Raw genomic sequence first — 17,378 nt, 5'->3', positions numbered from 1 at the left:
CGTCCTGCACCTCCTGGCGGAACAGTCGCGCACCGCCGAGCCGGCCGTGTCCAGCGCGGCGGCCGCCTTGTCCTTGGCGCCGCCGCCGTTGTCCTCGTATTCGGTTGGTGCCATTGCTCGACCTCCATGCTGGGGATTGGCCGTCGTCGACCCGGTATGCCTGAGGGCTACCAAATGGGGCCGGAGGTGTCGGCCCTGCGCCTGTGGGTAGCGGCTGTCCTATGCGCAGATCTGGACTGAGGCGGGCATTACCCGCCGCCGTGGCCGTGGCCGTCGGCGCCGGCGCGGTCACCGGCGTCGTCGTGGCGCGCCGCCGCCGCCGACCGGAGACCGACCGCTGGCACAGCGTCACCATCAACTGTTCACCCGAGCAGCTCGGCCCCAAGCCGCGGCCGCTCGACGAGCTCGCCTTCCCCGTCGAGGTCCGCATCCGTCCGGCGCCGGGGGACCGCGGCACCGAGCTCTCCGTGCGCGTCGCGTCCGACGCCGGGCGGCAGCGGGTGCGGGACGTGCGCAAGGCCCTGCGGGCCGCGCGCTCGCTGGCCGAGGTCGGCGAGGTGCTGCTGCCGGACACGCCGCCGACGACGCGGCCGACGATCACCGGAGCGCCGCTGGCCTACGCCACCCGGCACGGACGTGAGGAGGGGCGGCTGTGAAGGCACTGTGCTGGACCGGGGTCAACAAGGTCGCGCCGGAGCAGGTGCCCGACCCGCAGGTCCGCAACAGCGGCGACATCATCGTGCGGGTCCGCCGCAGCGTCACCTGCGGCTCCGACCTGCACCTGCTCGGCGGCTACATCCCGTTCATGCGCCAGGGCGACGTGCTCGGCCACGAGTTCATGGGTGAGGTCGTCGAGGCCGGGCCGGGCGTGCGCCGCCATGCCGTCGGCGACCGCGTGGTCGTGTCGTCGTTCATCGCGTGCGGGCAGTGCTGGCACTGCCGCCACGAGGAGTACTCGCTGTGCGACAACGGCAACACCAACCCCGCCATCACCGAGAAGATGTGGGGCGCGGCGCCCAGCGGCTGCTTCGGGTACTCCCACGCGATGGGCGGCAACGCCGGCAGCCACGCCGAGTACATCCGGGTGCCCTTCGCCGATGTCGGCGCGTTCACCGTCCCGGAAGGGGTCAGCGACGAGCGGGCCGTGTTCGCGTCCGACTCCGCCGCGACCGGCTGGATGGGCGCCGACCTCGGCGGCGTGCGCCCCGGCGACGTGGTCGCGGTGTGGGGCGCGGGCGCGGTCGGGCAGATGGCCGCCCGGGCCGCCGTCCTGCTCGGCGCGGAGCGCGTGATCAGCATCGACCGGTTCGACTACCGCCTGGAAATGGCCCGCAAGTACGCCGGCGCGGAGACCCTCGACTACAGCCGCACCGACGTGGGCGCGGAGCTGCTGGAGCGCACCGGCGGCCGCGGCCCGGACGTGTGCATCGAGGCCGTCGGCATGGAGTCCCACGCGAACGGCGCGGAGCACGTCTACGACAAGGTCAAGCAGCAGCTGCGGCTGCAGACCGACCGCACCGCCGCGGTGCGCTCGGCGATCTACAACTGCCGCAAGGGCGGGAGCGTCTTCGTCCTCGGCGTCTTCGCCGGCGTGGTCGACAAGTTCCCGCTGGGCGCGATGATGAACAAGGGCCTGACGGTGCGCGGGGCGCAGATGCACGGCCAGCGGTACATCCCGATGCTGCTGGAGCGCATGGCGCGCGGCGAGCTCGTGACCGAGCACCTGGCCACCCACACCATGCCGCTGGAGCGGGGCCAGGAGGGGTACACCATCTTCAAGGAGAAGGCCGACGGCTGCGTCCGCACCGTGTTCACCCCCTAGACCGGGCGGTGTGTGGCCCCACCCGGACCGGGTACGTGGCGGGTATGCGTACCGACGATTACCCCAACCCGGTGTCGGACCCGGAGGCCGCCGGCCTTCCCGACACCGCCGACGATGACTCCACCGCCCGGGACGACGCCGAGTCCGGCCGTATCGCCGACGGCCCCGACCCCGCCGCGCTGCCGCTGGACCGTGAGGACCGTCCGCTCGCGGTCGACCACTTCGGCACGACGCCGGAGGAGGCCCTGGCCGGCGAGCCCCTCGACCTGAAGCTCGACCGCGAGGTCCCCGACCCGGCGCTGGAGGTCGGGGCCCCTGACGTACGGCCGGCCCCGGACAACGGGGAGGAGTTCGACCCGGACGCGCTGGCCACCGAGATCGACGCGATCGAGCGCGAGACGGTGATCGACGACACGCCGGTGGAGCCGAACCTCGGCTCCCCGGTGTCCATGTACGACACCGGCATAGGCGGCGGCAGCGGTACCGTCGGCCGCCTCGTCGAGCCGGACGAGGGCACCGGTCCGGATGTGGAGAAGGATGCGATCGCCTACGACGCGGGCCCGGCCGGCGGCGGGGCGAGCGCCGAGGAGGCCGCGCTGCACGAGATCCCGGAGCGCTGACCCGGCGGCGGGCCGGGCGCGACGAACGCCGTTGCGAGCGCCGCGACCTGGGCGCCCGCGGTCGTCACGGCGTTGTGCCCGGCCCGCGGTACGCTCGCCCGCGGCGTGACGGCGGCGGCCCGCTCCAGCCAGTCGCGCGGGGCGATCGGGTCGTGCTCGCCGCGCAGGAACAGGACGGGCGCGGCGACCAGCGGCAGCCGGCGCTCGACGCGGTGCTCGACGCTGCGCCGCAGGGTACCCAGGATCCGCCGCGCCCCGGCGTCGCGGACGTCCCGGGCCAGGATCGCGATCTCCCGCGGGTCCTCGCGGCCGAGGTCGCGCACCCAGCGCCGGAACTGCCCGGCCGCGTCGGGGGCCGCGGGGTCGGCGGTCGGGCCGACGAGCACGAGCCCGGCCACCAGATCGGGCCGGCGCACCGCGAGCTCGACCGCCACCTGGGAGCCGAACGAGTTCCCGAGCACCCCGGCGGCGCGCAGCCCGGCGCGGTCCATCCACGCCGCGACCACCTCGGCGTGCCGGCCCGGCCCGTAGACCGCCCGCGGCTTCCCGGACAGGCCGAAGCCGGGCAGGTCGGGGACGTACAACGAGGCCGGCCGCAGCGCCGTGGCGGTCGGCATCAGGTACCGGTGGGAGACCGCCAGACCGTGCAGCAGTACCCAGGCCCCGGCGCCCGGCACGACACGTTCCCGGACGTGCAGCCGCAGCCCGCCGACGTCGGCGGGGCGGCTGACGAACCCGTCGCGCTCGCGCGGAGCGGCGACGGCCGACCGGCGTTCCGCGCGGGTCATGAGGGCTCTCATGGTCTCCTGGTACCCGCTTTCCGCCGCTCGTCCCGGGTCCCGGCGGTCTGCCCATCGGCGTCGATCGGGCCCGGTTCGCCCTGCTCACGGGCCCGCGCGGGGTCGCGGTCCGCTGAGCGCGGTCACTGTCGTCACCTCAATCAGGTGTGCGCCGTCGATGTCGGGGTAACCCGGATCATGCGGATCGAGTGAAATCCGGGGGAAACGGCATGCGGGACGACGACAGCGGCAGACCCTCGGGCCGCTCCACGCGCTGGAGGCCCCGGATCGGCACCGACGTGTCGGTCGCCGCCGCGGCCCGCGCCTGGGTGCTGGCCGCGCTGCCGCGGCTCCTCGCCCGGCCCGCCCCGGCCCGGCTGAGCGACAACGTCGAGCTGCTCGTCTCCGAGCTGACCGCCAACGCCCTGCTGCACGCCGGCGGGGTCGAGCACATCGACCTGTACTGCACCGACCGTGTGCTCGGCATCTCCGTGCGCGACCAGGACCGCGCGCCGATCACCGTGCGCCAGGCGCCCCCGCCGGACCTGGACCACGGCCGCGGCCTGGTCCTCGTCGAGGCGCTCGCCTCGCGCTGGGGCGTGCGCGAGCACCCCGGCGACGGCAAGGACGTGTGGCTCGAGCTGCCCCTCGATCGTTGACCGCGCCGCATTCGGAAGTTTCGTTGCCGTTTGACCAGGGAACAGGGTCGGCGACTCGAGGAGGTGGTCGCCGTGACCGATGTCGGCACTGGCGGAGTGCGCGACGACGCGTCGACGGCCGAGCTGGTCCGGCGCGCGGCGGAGCAGGTCTCGACCCTGGTCCGCGACGAGCTGACGCTGGCCAAGGTGGAGCTGGTCGAGAAGGGCAAGCGGGCCGGGATCGGCGGGGGACTGTTCGGCGCCGCCGCGGTGCTGGCCTGGTTCGGCGTCGGGCTGCTGCTGACCTTGCTGGTGGTACTGCTGGATCTGGTTTGGCCACTCTGGCTCGCGGTGCTCGTCGTCCTCGTCGTCGTGCTGGCCGCGGCCGGGATCGCGGCGCTGCTGGGCCGCCGGCAGCTGCAGCAGGCGGCGCCGCCCGTGCCGCAGCAGGCGGTCGACGGCGTGCACGCGGACGTGGACGCGGTAAAGACCGCCGTCCGGGAAGGGCGGAGGGCGTGAGCAGTCACGGCAACGACCCCGAGCGGCTCCGCGCGGAGATCGCGCAGACCCGCGCCGAGCTGGCCGACACAGCCGAGCAGCTGGCGGCCAAGACCGACGTGAAGGCCCGGGCCAAGGAGGCGGCCGCCGGGGCGGTCGACGACGCCAGACAGCGCGTCGGCGCCGCGGCCGAGCAGACCCGCCGGGCCGTGAGCGACGCGGCGAGCACGGTGGCCGAAAAAGCGAGCACGGTGGCCGACAAGGCCGGTAACGCGGCGAGCACCGTGGCCGACAAGGCCGGCAGCGCGGCGAGTGTCGTGGCCGACAAGGCCGGCAGCGCGGCGAGTGTCGTGGCCGACAAGGCCGGCAGCGCGGCGAGTGTCGTGGCCGACAAGGCCGGCAGCGCGGCGAGTGTCGTGGCCGACAAGGCCGGCACCGCGGCCACCTCCGTCCGCGCCGCCGTGCGCGACGCCGACCTGCCCGCGCAGGCCCGCAAGCCCCTGCCGTGGGCGGTGATCGCCGGGCTCGCCGCGGCGATCACCGTGATCATCTACGCCGTCCGCCGCCGGCGGGCGTGAACCCCGTACAACGAAGAGGAGACTTTGAATGCGTCTGCTGACTGTGGCCGCCGGAGTGGCCGTCGGCTATGTGCTCGGCACCCGGGCCGGGCGGGAGAAGTACGAGCAGATCGTCGCCAGCACGGGCCGGCTGCGGGAGAACCCCACCGCCGGGCAGGCGGTGCAGACGGTGCAGGAGCTGTTCAAGTCGCCCACGCCGCCGCTGCCGGCCGCCACCGCGACGGTCGAGCCGGGCACTCCGGCGCCGAAGCCGCGCAAGCGCACCGCGGCGAAGGAGACGGCGAAGCCGGACTTCGAAAGCACAGTGTGACGGTCGGGGCGGGGCCCCGGGGCGACGATGGTGGATAGACTCGGCACCGTACTGATTCGGCCGACTCGGTCCTGATGCCCGTGGTCCGGGTCCCCGCCACCACCGAGGAGGACCCTGTGGCTCATACCGGCGCGATGATCGCGTGAGCGGGCCCGGCGGCGAGCTCGACAGCGCCGGGCAGCTGCACCGAATGCAGCAGATCACCGACACCGCGCTGTCCCGGCTCGGCGTCGAGGACCTGCTCACCGAGCTGCTGGTGCGGGCGCGGGCCCTGCTGCACGCCGACACCGCCACCGTGATGCTGATCGACCCGACCGGCAGCGAGCTCATGGCGACCGCCGCCAGCGGCCTGGAGCGCGAGGTGTACCAGGGCGTCCGGGTGCCGGTCGGGCGCGGGTTCGCCGGCCGGGTCGCCGCCGCCGCGGCGCCGCTCGCGATCGAGCACGTCGACGGCAGCAACGTGCTCAGCGCCGCCGTCCACGCCGAGCACATCGCGTCGCTGCTGGGCGTGCCGATGATCACCGAGGGCCGGGTGATCGGGGTGCTGTACGTCGGCACCCGCAGCCCGCGCCGGTTCAGCGTGCCGGACATCGAGCTGCTGCAGCTCGCCGCCGACCGCATCGCGCCCGCGACGCAGGCCCGCATGCACAGCCTCGACCAGGCCGCCGCGCACGCACTGCAGCGCAGCCTGCTGCCGAGCCGCCCGCCGCGCATCGCCGGGCTGGATCTCGCCGTCCGGTACGTGCCGGGGGCCGAGGTGGGCGTGGGCGGGGATTGGTACGACGTCTTCGAACTGCCCTCCGGCTGCATCGGCCTCGCCGTGGGCGACGTGGCCGGCAACGGCCTGCGCGCGGCGGTCGTCATGGGCCGCATCCGCTCCGCGCTGCGCGCCTACGCCCTGGAGACCGACGACCCCGCCGACGTGCTCACCCGCCTCGACCGCAAGATCCAGCGGTTCGAGCCGGGCGCCATGGCCACCGCGGTCTACGCCGTCATCCCGCCCAGTCTCGACGCGGTGACCGTCTCCAACGCCGGGCACCTGCCCCCGGTCGCCGTCGAGCCGGACGGCCCCGGCCGGCTCACGACGATCAAGCCCAACCTGCCGCTCGGCGCCTACCCCGACGCGGCGCGCGGCACCACGGAGCTGCGGCTGCCGCGCGGCGGGGGCCTGGTCTTCTACACCGACGGGCTGGTCGAGCGCCGGGACCGTTCGCTGCCGCTGGGCCTGGCCCGGCTCGCCGCCGCGGTCACGTGCGCGCCGGCCGAGGCCATGTGCACGACCGTCATGGCCGCGATGCTGGACGACAACGCCCCGACCGACGACATCGCCGTCCTGGCCCTGCGCCGGAGCGCGTGAACGGATGCGGTCCCGCCGCCCGCTGACACCGGGCGGCGGGACCGCATCCGGTTCAGCCGTTGAGGACCTTCGACTCCGGCGCGGATACGCCGTCGACCGTGATCTTGCGCGGCTTCGCCTTCTCGGTGATCGGGATCCGCAGGGCCAGGACGCCGTTGTGGTACGTCGCCTGAATGGCGCCGGTGTCCAGCGTGTCACCGAGGAACATCTGCCGGGAGAACACGCCGAGCGGCCGCTCGGACAGCGTGACCTGGGCCTGCTCGCCGAGGTCGATCGGCCGGCGCTCGGCCCGGACGGTCAGCACGTTGCGCTCGACGCTGATGTCGATCGCGTCCTGGTCGACGCCGGGCAGGTCGAACACGATCACGAACTCGTCGCCGTTGCGGTAGGCGTCCGCGGGCATCGCCGCGGGCTGCGACCATGTGCCGGTGGCCGGGCCGCCGAAGAGCTGCTGGGCGAGCCGCTGGACCTCGGTGAAGGGTTCGCTGCGCATCAACATGATTGCACCTCCTGTAAGTCTGGCGAATGACTATGTTGTACCATGTCGTCGATCCGACGACAACCAGATCGTCAACGAAACGATGACAGGGAGTCGCCGTGATTCGCTCGGAGGTCGCCGAGGGCGTCGCCACCGTCCTGGCCATGGCGGAGCTGGCCTCCGACGAGGCCGTCCCGGTCCGGCCCGCGGCCGTTCTCGACGCGCTGACCCTGCTGCAGGCCGTGCGGGCGGCGCTGGACGCCATCGAGCCCGACCTGGTCGCGGCGGCGCGGCGGGCGGGCGTGAGCTGGCAGGCCCTCGCCCCCGCGCTGGGTGTGGCCAGCCGGCAGGCGGCCGAGCGCCGCTACCTGCGCGCGGCGACGGGCGGGCTCGCCGCGGACACCCGGGACGGCCGGGTGCGCGCCGAGCGTGACCACCGCGCCGGCACCCGCGCGGTCGGGCGCTGGGCCAACGACCACTCCGCCGACCTGCGGCGCATCGCCGGGCAGGTGAGCGGCCTGACCGACCTTCCGGCGGCGGCCGGCGACGACGTGGGGCGCCTGCACGCGGCCCTGGGCGACGCGGACGCCACCGCCCTGCCGGCCCTGCTCGCCGCCGTGCGCAGGCACCTGGACCGCCACCCGAACCTGGCCGGCCAGATCGACCAGGTGGCCGCCGACACCGCGGAGGTGCGGCGCCGGACCAGCGAGGAACGGGACGGCTGACCGGCACCAGCCGGGTGCGGGCGGCCGAGCGAAGTAGCACCCGCCGGGATGCAGGGCGGCCGCGCACGGCGGTGCCCGCCGGGAGGCGGGGCGGCCGAGAGGGCGGTGCCCGCGGGGCGGCGGGCCCGGCCGAGTCCGCACCCGCCAGGAGCGGGACGGCTAGGCGGTGCTCTCCCGCACGACCAGCCGGTGCGCGACCACGACGGAGCGCGCCGGCCCGCTGCCGGAGGCCCCGGCCAGCCGCTCCGCCAGGCAGTCCAGCGCCGCCTCCGCGATCGCCGCCTTGTCCGGCGCGACAGTGGTCAGCGACGGCACGCTGAACCGCCCGTCCTCGATGTCGTCGAACCCGGCCAGCGCCACCTCCGACGGCACGCCCACCCCGCGCTCCGCAAGAGCGCGCCGCGCCCCGAGGGCCAGCTGGTCGGTGAAGCAGAACACCGCGTCCGGGCGGGCCCCGGAGTCCAGCAGTACGCCCATCGCCGCGGCCCCGTCCGCGCGGTGCAGCGCGCCCACCGGCACCTCCAGCGCCGGGTCCGGGGCGATGCCCGCGCCGGCCAGGGCGGTGCGGTAACCGCGGTGGCGCTGCTCGGCGGTGCCGTTGGCCAGGTGCGGCTGCAGGCCGACGGCGGCGATGCGGCGCCGGCCGGTCGCGAGCAGGTGGCGGGTCAGGTCGGCCGCGGCCGCGACGTTGTCGATCGCCACGCGGTCGAGCAGTCCGGAGGCGTCCTGCTCGCCGAGCAGGACCACCGGGGCGCCGCCCGGGCGCCGGTGCAGGTCGGCGGGGCTGAGCGCCCACGGGCTGATGAGCAGCCCGTCGACGACCTGGCCGCCCGGGGCGCGCCCGCCGTCCAGCAGCCGCCGCTCCCGCTCCGCGTCGCCGTCGGTCTGCTCCACCAGCACGGTCCAGGACCGCCGCTCGGCGGCGCGGGTCACCAGGGCCGCGAGCTCGCCGAAGTACGGCGAGGCCAGCTCCGGCAGCACCAGCCCGACCAGGCCCGAGCGCCCGCCGCGCAGGCTGCGCGCGGCGGCGTTGGGCCGGTACTGCAGCTCGTCGATCGCGCGCTGGACGCGCTCGCGGGTCTCCGCCGCCACGAGCGGGAAGTCGTTGACGACGTTCGACACGGTCCGGATCGACACGCCGGCCCGCTGGGCGACGTCCTTGAGGCTGGCAACCACGGCCCGATCGTACGGCACCACTTGCAACGTTGCATGCAACGTTGCAAGCTGAGTCCATGGCTGACCCGAAGCAGGCGTACGACGACATCTACCGCGACGGCATCACCGCCTGCCGGGGCGCGTTCCCGGTCGAGTGGGCCGACCGGATGCGCGAGGACATGGACACGGCGCTGCGGGAGGCGCTGGCCCGGCCGGACGGCGCCGTCGGGCGCGGGCCCGACCGCTACTACGTGGAGATCCACCCCGAGCAGCTGCGCGGCTTCGCCGACCTCGCCGCCCACCCGTGGGTCACGGCGGTGTGCGCGGCGGTGCTCGGCCCGGAGTACAAGATCGTCGAGCTGGGCTTCGACGTGCCCGGGCCCGGCGCGGCCGACCAGCCCTGGCACCGCGACTTCCCGATGCCGGCGGTCACCCGCGACACCGGCGTGCTCGACTCGCTCGCGTTCAACCTGACCGGCGTGGACACCGTGGAGGCGATGGGCCCGTTCGAGATCGCGCCGGGTACCCAGTTCGACGACGACCCGGCCTTCGCGCACGGCATGTTCCCGCCGAAGGAGCTGTACCCGCGCTACCTCGAGCGGGCGGTGCGCAAGTACCCGCGCCGCGGCGACATCTCGGCCCGCTCCGCGCTGACCATCCACCGCGGTACCGCCAACGTCTCCGCCACGCCCCGCCCGGTGCTGGTCCTCGGCGTCGACGCGCCCGGGGCCGGCAACGACGAGCGGCACGACATGGCGGTCACCCGCGACTACCACGCGGCCCTGCCGGCCGTGGTCCGCGACCACCTGACCTGCACCGTCGTCGACGCGCTGGTCCCGATCCGGCAGAAGCACACCATCGAGGGCCTCGTCATGGGCGAGGCCTGAGGGCCGCGCCGGTCAGGCGCGCTCGTGGATGGCTGGGCGGCGCGGCAGCAGCACTCGCGCGGCACGGCCTGACGGCCGCGCCGGTCAGGCGCTCTCTCTGATCGTCAGGCGGTGCGGCACGAGGCACTCCCGCGGCGGCCGGTCGGCGCCGCCCCCGATCCGCTCGGCCAGCAGCTCGACCGCGAGGGTGGCCAGCCGCTCGATGTCCGGCTCGATCGTGGTCAGGGTCGGGATGGAGAAGCGGCCGTCGTCGATACCGTCGTAGCCGGCCACCGCGACGTCCTCCGGCACCCGCAGCCCGGCCTCGTGCAGGGCCCGCAGCGCGCCCAGGGCGAGGGTGTCGTTGAAGCAGAACACCGCGTCCGGGCGGGCGCCGGAGTCCAGCAGCGCGCGCATCGCGGCGGCGCCGTCGGCCCGGTGCCACCGGTCGGCCGGCGCGAGCAGGGCCGGGTCGGCGGGCAGGCCGGCGTCGGCCAGGGCGGCCTGGTATCCGGCCAGCCGCAGCCGGGCGCTGACGCCCTCGGCGGTGTGCTGCACGCCCAGCGCGGCGATGCGCCGCCGGCCGAGCGAGGCCAGGTAGGCGGTCGCGTCGCGGGCCGCGGCGACGTTGTCCACGGCGACGTGGTCGGCCGGGCCGCGGCCGTCGGCGGCGTCGATGCGCTCGCCGAGCAGGACGGTCGGGGTGCGGTCGGCGCCGCCGGTGAGCTCCGCGCCGGACAGGGCCAGGGGGCTGAAGATGAGCCCGTCGACCAGGTGGTCGCGGATGCCGGCGGCGACCTCGCGCTCCCGGTCCGGGTCGCCGTCGGTGTGGTCGATGAGCACGGTCCAGCCCTGCGCGGCGGCGGCGGTCACCACGTGCCGGGTCAGCTCGGCGAAGTACGGGTTGTCCAGCTCCGGCACGGCCAGCGCGACGAGCCCGGTGCGGCCCTGGCGCAGGTTGCGCGCGCTGAGGTTCGGCCGGTAGTCGAGCGCGACGATGGCGGCCTCCACCCGGGCCCGCGTCTCGGGGCGGATGTGTGGATACCCGTTGACCACGTTGGACACGGTCTTCACCGAGACCCCGGCCCGCTCGGCCACATGTTTGAGGCTGTGCCGCACGAGCAGCACTGTACCGCGTACTGAGCCCTTTACAACGTTGCCTACAACGTTGTAAAAACTCATCACGTTCGAACGAAAGGCCACGGCTTTGGACACCGCACGCGTCGTGATCGATCCCGCGTTCCGCATCGGCGAGGCCGACCGGCGGCTCTTCGGGTCGTTCGTGGAGCACATGGGCCGCTGCGTGTACGGCGGCGTCTTCGAACCCGGCCACCCCGCCGCGGACCGGCTCGGGCTGCGCGGGGACGTCCTCGAGCTGACCCGCGAGCTGGGCGTCAGCGTGGTGCGGTACCCCGGCGGCAACTTCGTCTCCGGGTACCGCTGGGAGGACGGCGTCGGCCCGGTGGGGGACCGGCCCCGCCGCCTCGACCTGGCCTGGAAGACCGTCGAGACCAACGCGTTCGGCCTCGACGAGTTCATGGTCTGGGCCCGGGAGGCCGGCGTCGAGCCGATGCTCGCCGTCAACCTGGGCACCCGCGGCGTGCAGGACGCGCTGGACCTGCTGGAGTACACGAACCACCCGGGCGGCTCCTATTTTTCCGACGCACGGCGCCAGCACGGCGTCGAGCAGCCCTACGGGGTGCGCCTGTGGTGCCTGGGCAACGAGCTCGACGGGCCGTGGCAGGTCGGGCACAAGACCGCCGAGGAGTACGGCCGCCTCGCCGCCGAGACCGCCCGCGCCATGAAGATGATCGACCCCGGCGTGAGCCTGGTCGCCTGCGGCAGCTCCAACCGGGGCATGCCCACGTTCGCGGCCTGGGAGGCGACGGTCCTCGAGCACGCCTACGAGCACGTCGACTACATCTCGGCGCACACCTACTACGACCCCTCCGACGGCGACCGGGCCAGCATCCTGGCCTCCGCGGTGGACATGGACGCGTTCATCGACGAGGTCGTGGCCACGGCCGACCACGTGGGCGCACGGCTGCGGCAGCGGCGGCGGCTCAAGATCTCGTTCGACGAGTGGAACGTGTGGTACCAGTCGCGGCTCCAGCACGACCTGGACCGCCGCGGCTGGGTCGAGGCGCCGGCGCTGATCGAGGACGACTACACCGCCACCGACGCGGTCGTCGTCGGTGACCTGCTCGTCACGCTGCTGCGCCACGCCGACCGGGTGGGCGTGGCCTGCCAGGCCCAGCTCGTCAACGTCATCGCCCCCATCCGCACCGAGAACGGCGGGCGGGCCTGGCGGCAGAGCATCTTCCACCCGTTCGCCCTCACCGCCCGCCACGCCCGCGGCACTGTCCTGCGCACCGAGCCGGGCGGGCCGTCGCACGACACGAAGCGGTACGGCAGCGTCGCCTCCCTCTCCACGGTCGCCGTGCACGACGAGGAGGACGGCGCCCTGTCCGTCTTCGCCGTCAACCGCGGCGAGTCGCCCGTCACCACCGAGCTCGACCTGCGCGGCTTCCCCGGCCTGGCCGCCGTCGAGCACCTCGCCATCGACGCCGGCGACGCCACGGACGTGACCCCGCGCCGCCTCGACCCGCCCCGCCTCGACGGCGGCCGCGCCACCGTGCGCCTGGCGGGCCCCTCCTGGAACCTCATCCGCTTCCAGGCCCCCCGGTAGACGCTTCCAGACCCCCGGTAGACGCCTCCAGACCCCCGGTAGACCCCCGTAGGACGCCTCCAGACACCCCGACAGAGGAGCGTTGAGAGCAATGACCCCCGCCATGAACAGACGTCATGTACTCGGCCTCGGACTCGGCCTCGGCGCCGCCGCGCTCGGCCTGGCCGCATGCGGCGACGACGACGCCAAGAACACCGCGCAACCGGGCAACGGCGGCAAGGACTACACCGGCCCGAAGGTGCAGCTGAACCTCTGGAACGGCTTCACCGGCGGCGACGGCGACATCTTCAAGAAGCTCGTCGACCAGTTCAACGGCGAGCACGCCAACGTCGCCGTCACCGTGGCCACGTACAAGTGGGAGGACTACTACGCCAAGCTGCCCGGCGCGGTGTCCAGCGGCAACGGCCCCGACATCGCCGTCATGCACATCGACATGCTCGCCACCTTCGCCGCCCGCAAGGTGATCCAGCCGATCGACGACGTGGCGAGCGCGCTCGGCCTGTCCGAGTCCGACTTCGCGCCGGTGGTGTGGAAGGGCGGGCTGTACCAGGACAAGCGCTACGGCATCCCGCTCGACATGCACCCCGTCGGCCTGTACTACAACAAGGCGCTGTTCACCCAGGCCGGCCTCGACCCGGCCAAGCCGCCGACCGACCGGGCCGAGATGGAGGCCGCCCTCGCCGCGCTGAAGGGCAAGGGCATCCAGGGCTTCTGGATCAGTCCGTTCCAGTTCACCGGCGGCATGACCGCCTATTCGCTGGTGTACCAGTTCGGCGGCGCCCTGTACAACGCCGACGCCACCAAGGCCACCTTCAACTCCGACCCGGCCGTGGAGGCCGTCAGCTGGCTCACGAAGCTGGTCGCCGACGGGCACTCGCCGGCCAACGTCGGCCAGGACGCCGACTACCTGGCCCTCAAGAGCGGCAAGAACGCCTTCAACGTCAACGGCATCTGGCAGGTCAACGACCTCAAGAAGAGCCCGGACGTGCAGTGGGGCGTGGCCCCGGTACCGCAGATCGGCAGCCGGAAGGCCGTCTGGGCCAACTCGCACAACTTCACCATCGTGCAGCAGAAGAAGACCGACGCGAACAAGGTCGCCGGGGCCAAGGTGTTCATCAACTGGCTCAGCCAGCACTCCCTGGACTGGGCCGCCGGCGGCCAGGTGCCGGCCCGCAACGCGGTGCGCGACGACCCGAAGTTCAAGGAGCTGACCGAGATGAACACGCTCGCGGCGGAGCTGCCCGACGCCGCGTTCCCGCCCGCCGCGCCCGGCATCGGCGACGTCACCGCGCTGTTCTACACCGCCTTCAACGAGGCGGTGCTGGGCAAGAAGTCGCCGAAGCAGGCGCTCGACGACGGCGTGGCCAAGGCGGACAAGCTGCTCGAGGACAACCGGAAGAAGTACGGGAGCTGACGGATGTCCGCTGCGAACGGGGTGGCGCACGGCCGCGCCACCCCGTACCTCTTCCTGCTGCCGTACCTCGCCGTGTTCGGCGTCTTCGGGCTGCTGCCGATCGGTCTCGGGGTGTGGCTGAGCCTGCACCAGTGGGACTTCTCGCTGCCCAACAAGCCGTTCGTCGGCGCCGACAACTACGCCGAGCTGTTCGACCCCGAATCGCTGGTGTACGGCGACTGGTGGGAGAGCGTGCGCGCCACCGGGATCTTCACCGTCGCCTCGGTGCCGCTGCTGGTCGTGCTGCCGCTGGGCATCGCGCTGCTGCTCAACCGCTCCTTCCCGGGCCGCACGTTCTTCCGGGCCGTGTACTTCGCGCCGTACGTCCTCGGCGTGGCCGTCATCGGCCTGCTGTGGCGGTTCCTGCTCGACGCCAACCTCGGCTTCGTCAACGCCGTGATGGACGCGGCCGGCCTGCCCTCGGGCACGCCGTGGCTGACCGCGACGCCGTACGTGTGGATCTCCCTCGTCGGCGTGACCGTCTGGTGGACGTGCGGCTTCAACGCCGTCATCTACCTCGCCGGGCTGCAGGACATCCCGGCCGAGCTCTACGAGGCGGCCCAGGTCGACGGGGCCGGCGCGTGGGCCCGGTTCCGCCACGTGACCCTGCCCGGGCTGCGGCCCGTGCTGCTGTTCGTCATCACCACCACGATCATCGCCTCGGCCAACATGTTCGGCCAGTCCTACCTCATCACGCAGGGCGCCCCGGGCACCGAGACGCGCACCGTCGTGGCCTACGTGGTCGACCTCGGCCTCGGCCAGAACGACGCGGGACGGGCGGCCGCGATGAGCGTGGCCCTCACCCTCATGCTCGCCATCGTCAGCGTGGCCAACTTCCGGCTGCTGCGGTACCGGGAGGACTGACCATGCGCCGCGCCCTGCTCTACACCGCCCTCATCCTGCTGACCGCGGTCTTCGTACTGCCGCTGGTGTGGATGGTCCTCACGTCGTTCAAGACGTATCCGGCGGCCCAGCACACCCCGCCGACCTGGCTGCCCGACCCGGTCTCCGGCTACGGCTACCACCGCCTGGCCGAGCCCGGCTCGCAGAACCCGGTGCTGCGCTGGTTCGCCAACAGCATGCTGGCCGCGACGCTGCACGCGGCCACGGTGCTGGTGACCGCCTCCATGGCCGCCTACGCCCTGGCCCGCATGCGGTTCCGGGGCCGCCGGCTGATCTTCGGCCTCATCGTCGCGACGCTGTTCGTGCCGCCGGCCACCCTGATCATCCCGAGCTTCCTCATCGCCGACACCGTCGGCTGGCTCGACACCCTGGTCGTGGTCGTCGTGCCCGGCGCCGCCAGCGCGTTCGGGGTGTTCTTCCTGCGCCAGTTCTTCCTGTCGCTGCCCCGCGAGATCGAGGAGGCCGCGCTGCTGGACGGGGCCAACCAGTGGCAGGTCTTCGCCCGCGTGGTGCTGCCGCTGTCCCGCCCGGCGCTGGCCACGCTCACCGTGCTGTCGTTCCTGACCAACTGGAACGACTTCCTGTGGCCGGTCTTCGTGCTGTTCAGCCCGGGCCGGCTCACGCTGCCGGCCGGGCTGGGGCTGCTGCAGGGGGAGTACGTCTCCGACTACCCGGTCATCATGGCCGGGGCCGTGCTCGCCAGCGTTCCGGCGCTGATCCTGTTCGTGTTCGCGCAGCGGTACATCATCGAGGGCGTCTCCCGCAGCGGCCTCAAGGGATGAGGCGCGTCGCGCTGGTCCTGGCGCTGCTGCTGGCCGGCTGCTCCGGCCCGACGCCGACGGGCGGCTGTACCTGCTGTGGAAGAACGACGGCAACGCGGCCGGCCAGGACACGTGGCTGTGGGCGCAGCGTCTCACCCCCGACGGCCTGGGGCTGCTCGGCGAGCCGGCGCGGCTGCTGCGCCAGACCGAGGCGTGGGAGGGCCACGTCGTCGAGGCACCGTTCCTGTGGCGCCACGGCGCCGGGCTGCTGCTGTTCTACGCGGCCAACGCCTACGACACCGCCGCCTACGCCGAGGGCTACGCGCGGTGCGACACGCCGCTCGGCCCGTGCCGCAAGGCGCCCGGCAACCCGATCCTCGCCTCGCGCGGCGGCGCCTCGGGGCCCGGGCACGCCTCGATGGTGGAGCAGGACGGGCGGACCTGGCTGCTGTACCACGCGTGGCCGCCCGGGGCCGAGGGCTCGACGTCGCCGGGCCGCCGGCTCTGGCTGGACGAGGTGACGTGGGACGGCGACACGCCGGTGGTGCACGGCCCGACGGACACGGCCCGGCCGGTGCCCTGAGGCCGGGTCAGTTCGCCAGGTCGAGCAGGCCGACGACGGCCAGCACGTCCCGGGCCGGCTCGCTGAGGCGGCCGACCCGGAACCGTACGCCGGCGGTCCGGGCCCGGTTGCGCGCCGCCAGCAGCACGCCCACCCCGGCCGCGTCGAGCAGCGTCACCGCCCCGAGGTCCACGACGACCCGCCGCAGCCCGTCGCGGGCGAGCACGTCCGCGACGGCGTCGAAGAGGCGGTTGCCGGAGTCGACGTCGACCACGCCGCTGACCGCGACCGTCGCCTCGTCGGCCCAGTCGTCGACCCGCACAGCGAACTCGTCGAGCAAGCGGAGGACCTCCTCTCACCGGCGGCACGAGCCCCTGTACCACGTGGTACCCAACGGGCACGCGCTTCGACCGCCGCCGAGGGGGTAGTCGTCCCGGGTGACCCCGGAAGCTGCCGGTGGGTCAGGCCGTGCGGGCCGGGTGCAGCTCCGTGGCGCCCGCCACCGCCACCTGGTCGCGGCCCGCCCGCTTGGCCGCGTAGAGGGCGGCGTCGGCCCGGGCGACGAGCTCGTCGGAGCCCTCGCCGTCGGCCAGCAGCGCGATGCCGGCCGAGAACGTCTGCCCCAGCGGCGTCGCCTCGCGCATGCGGTCGAGGATGCGCGCGGCCACCTCGGCGGTCGCGCCGGGCAGCAGGACGACGAACTCCTCGCCGCCGTAGCGGGCGAGCAGGTCGACCGTGCGCAGGTGGTGCTGCCAGGCGGCCGCGGCCTCCTTGAGGGTGCTGGCGTCGACGATCGTGGACCGGTTGCGCTGCGGGCTGCGGCGCCGCACGAGCAGGATCAGGCCGGCCGCGGCGAACGGGTACAGCGACAGGTAGGCCGCCTCGGCCCACGACGGGAACCCCGGGTCGGCCATGGTCCGGGTCAGGATCGTCTCCACGCCGATGCCGGCGGCGTTGCCGGCCACGCCGGCCGCGATCAGCCAGCAGGCGGCCGGGACGGCGGGGCGGTGCCGGCGCACGCCGGCCACGATCGCCGCGGCGCCGAGCCAGCCGCAGGCGACCTGCGTCTGGGTGAGGCTGCCGTCGGGGACGAGGAGGAACCCGAGGACCGCCGCCGCCGCGACGGCGAGGTAGGCCGAGGCCAGACGACTGCGCATGCCGGTAAGTTCGGCCGCCCGGCCCCG

General features: G+C 74.0%; 21 protein-coding genes. 15 read left to right on the top strand and 6 right to left on the bottom strand.

Annotated elements, in window-relative coordinates; all coding sequences use genetic code 11:
- Window positions 1–260: 260 nt before the first annotated feature.
- The 3 genes from ACPPVO_RS31565 to ACPPVO_RS31555 are packed head-to-tail and all read left to right on the top strand — an operon-like array spanning window position 261 to window position 2,442.
- Window positions 261–656 carry a hypothetical protein gene (locus ACPPVO_RS31565; RefSeq protein ID WP_426502182.1) on the top strand — a complete coding sequence of 132 codons (396 nt, stop codon included), beginning with the start codon at window positions 261–263 and terminating at the stop codon, window positions 654–656.
- Window positions 653–1,822, top strand: coding sequence for a zinc-dependent alcohol dehydrogenase (locus ACPPVO_RS31560; protein ID WP_426502181.1), 1,170 nt, complete (start codon window positions 653–655; stop codon window positions 1,820–1,822). Before ACPPVO_RS31565 ends, ACPPVO_RS31560 begins: the two co-directional genes overlap by 4 nt.
- Before the next feature lie 44 nt (window positions 1,823–1,866).
- A complete protein-coding gene (locus ACPPVO_RS31555) occupies window positions 1,867–2,442 on the top strand; it encodes a DUF5709 domain-containing protein (RefSeq protein WP_426502180.1) in 576 nt (191 codons plus the stop codon).
- Here ACPPVO_RS31555 and ACPPVO_RS31550 read toward each other — a convergent pair.
- Complete coding sequence (locus ACPPVO_RS31550; protein ID WP_426502179.1) at window positions 2,370–3,242, bottom strand: alpha/beta fold hydrolase; 873 nt, start codon at window positions 3,240–3,242, stop codon at window positions 2,370–2,372. The genes ACPPVO_RS31555 and ACPPVO_RS31550 overlap by 73 nt on opposite strands.
- Window positions 3,243–3,451: 209 nt before the next feature.
- Here ACPPVO_RS31550 and ACPPVO_RS31545 point away from each other — a divergent pair, with 209 nt between their 5' ends.
- The 5 genes from ACPPVO_RS31545 (at window position 3,452) to ACPPVO_RS31525 (ending at window position 6,602) form a co-directional block, all read left to right on the top strand.
- On the top strand, window positions 3,452–3,880 hold the full coding sequence (locus ACPPVO_RS31545) for an ATP-binding protein (RefSeq protein ID WP_426502178.1): 429 nt from the start codon (window positions 3,452–3,454) through the stop codon (window positions 3,878–3,880).
- A 63-nt stretch (window positions 3,881–3,943) separates the two neighbouring features.
- A complete protein-coding gene (locus ACPPVO_RS31540; protein WP_426514732.1) occupies window positions 3,944–4,378 on the top strand; it encodes a phage holin family protein in 435 nt (144 codons plus the stop codon).
- Complete coding sequence (locus ACPPVO_RS31535) at window positions 4,375–4,935, top strand: DUF3618 domain-containing protein (protein ID WP_426502177.1); 561 nt, start codon at window positions 4,375–4,377, stop codon at window positions 4,933–4,935. The genes ACPPVO_RS31540 and ACPPVO_RS31535 overlap by 4 nt, the downstream gene beginning before the upstream one ends.
- A 28-nt stretch (window positions 4,936–4,963) precedes the next feature.
- Window positions 4,964–5,245 carry a hypothetical protein gene (locus ACPPVO_RS31530; RefSeq protein WP_426502176.1) on the top strand — a complete coding sequence of 94 codons (282 nt, stop codon included), beginning with the start codon at window positions 4,964–4,966 and terminating at the stop codon, window positions 5,243–5,245.
- 142 nt (window positions 5,246–5,387) lie between these two features.
- On the top strand, window positions 5,388–6,602 hold the full coding sequence (locus ACPPVO_RS31525; RefSeq protein WP_426502175.1) for a PP2C family protein-serine/threonine phosphatase: 1,215 nt from the start codon (window positions 5,388–5,390) through the stop codon (window positions 6,600–6,602).
- Window positions 6,603–6,654: 52 nt separating this feature from the next.
- On the opposite strand, the gene ACPPVO_RS31520 is transcribed toward ACPPVO_RS31525, so the two are convergent.
- Window positions 6,655–7,101, bottom strand: coding sequence for an Hsp20/alpha crystallin family protein (locus ACPPVO_RS31520; RefSeq protein ID WP_426502174.1), 447 nt, complete (start codon window positions 7,099–7,101; stop codon window positions 6,655–6,657).
- A gap of 98 nt (window positions 7,102–7,199) precedes the next feature.
- Here ACPPVO_RS31520 and ACPPVO_RS31515 point away from each other — a divergent pair, with 98 nt between their 5' ends.
- Entirely contained in the window at window positions 7,200–7,805 is a 606-nt protein-coding gene (locus ACPPVO_RS31515) for a hypothetical protein (RefSeq protein ID WP_426502173.1), read from the top strand.
- Between the two features lie 159 nt (window positions 7,806–7,964).
- Here ACPPVO_RS31515 and ACPPVO_RS31510 read toward each other — a convergent pair whose 3' ends face one another.
- Complete coding sequence (locus ACPPVO_RS31510) at window positions 7,965–8,981, bottom strand: LacI family DNA-binding transcriptional regulator (protein WP_426502172.1); 1,017 nt, start codon at window positions 8,979–8,981, stop codon at window positions 7,965–7,967.
- 56 nt (window positions 8,982–9,037) lie between these two features.
- Between ACPPVO_RS31510 and ACPPVO_RS31505 the strand changes: the two genes are divergently transcribed.
- The gene (locus ACPPVO_RS31505) at window positions 9,038–9,847 is read left to right on the top strand and encodes a phytanoyl-CoA dioxygenase family protein (protein ID WP_426502171.1); all 810 of its coding nucleotides are present in this window, start codon (window positions 9,038–9,040) and stop codon (window positions 9,845–9,847) included.
- A gap of 84 nt (window positions 9,848–9,931) precedes the next feature.
- Here ACPPVO_RS31505 and ACPPVO_RS31500 read toward each other — a convergent pair whose 3' ends face one another.
- Window positions 9,932–10,945 carry a LacI family DNA-binding transcriptional regulator gene (locus ACPPVO_RS31500; protein ID WP_426502170.1) on the bottom strand — a complete coding sequence of 338 codons (1,014 nt, stop codon included), beginning with the start codon at window positions 10,943–10,945 and terminating at the stop codon, window positions 9,932–9,934.
- Between the two features lie 88 nt (window positions 10,946–11,033).
- Here ACPPVO_RS31500 and ACPPVO_RS31495 point away from each other — a divergent pair, with 88 nt between their 5' ends.
- The 5 genes from ACPPVO_RS31495 to ACPPVO_RS31475 all read left to right on the top strand — a co-directional run bounded on the left by ACPPVO_RS31495 (window position 11,034) and on the right by ACPPVO_RS31475 (window position 16,215).
- On the top strand, window positions 11,034–12,515 hold the full coding sequence (locus tag ACPPVO_RS31495; protein WP_426502169.1) for an alpha-N-arabinofuranosidase: 1,482 nt from the start codon (window positions 11,034–11,036) through the stop codon (window positions 12,513–12,515).
- Window positions 12,516–12,618: 103 nt separating this feature from the next.
- Window positions 12,619–13,929, top strand: coding sequence for an ABC transporter substrate-binding protein (locus tag ACPPVO_RS31490; RefSeq protein WP_426502168.1), 1,311 nt, complete (start codon window positions 12,619–12,621; stop codon window positions 13,927–13,929).
- 3 nt (window positions 13,930–13,932) lie between these two features.
- The gene (locus ACPPVO_RS31485; RefSeq protein WP_426502167.1) at window positions 13,933–14,832 is read left to right on the top strand and encodes a carbohydrate ABC transporter permease; all 900 of its coding nucleotides are present in this window, start codon (window positions 13,933–13,935) and stop codon (window positions 14,830–14,832) included.
- Window positions 14,833–14,834: 2 nt separating this feature from the next.
- Entirely contained in the window at window positions 14,835–15,653 is an 819-nt protein-coding gene (locus tag ACPPVO_RS31480) for a carbohydrate ABC transporter permease (protein ID WP_426502166.1), read from the top strand.
- Between the two features lie 37 nt (window positions 15,654–15,690).
- Window positions 15,691–16,215 carry a family 43 glycosylhydrolase gene (locus ACPPVO_RS31475; RefSeq protein ID WP_426514731.1) on the top strand — a complete coding sequence of 175 codons (525 nt, stop codon included), beginning with the start codon at window positions 15,691–15,693 and terminating at the stop codon, window positions 16,213–16,215.
- 7 nt (window positions 16,216–16,222) lie between these two features.
- Here ACPPVO_RS31475 and ACPPVO_RS31470 read toward each other — a convergent pair whose 3' ends face one another.
- Window positions 16,223–16,534 (bottom strand): STAS domain-containing protein, encoded by a 312-nt coding sequence (locus ACPPVO_RS31470; RefSeq protein ID WP_426502165.1) that lies wholly within the window; start codon window positions 16,532–16,534, stop codon window positions 16,223–16,225.
- 121 nt (window positions 16,535–16,655) lie between these two features.
- On the bottom strand, window positions 16,656–17,351 hold the full coding sequence (locus tag ACPPVO_RS31465) for a diguanylate cyclase (RefSeq protein ID WP_426502164.1): 696 nt from the start codon (window positions 17,349–17,351) through the stop codon (window positions 16,656–16,658).
- Between the last annotated feature and the right edge of the window lie 27 nt (window positions 17,352–17,378).

This window comes from Dactylosporangium sp. McL0621 (assembly GCF_049995355.1).
In the GTDB taxonomy this organism is placed as follows: Bacteria; Actinomycetota; Actinomycetes; order Mycobacteriales; family Micromonosporaceae; genus Dactylosporangium.
Note: the sequence above shows the minus strand (reverse complement) of the source record. Positions and strands in the feature narration are given on the sequence as shown.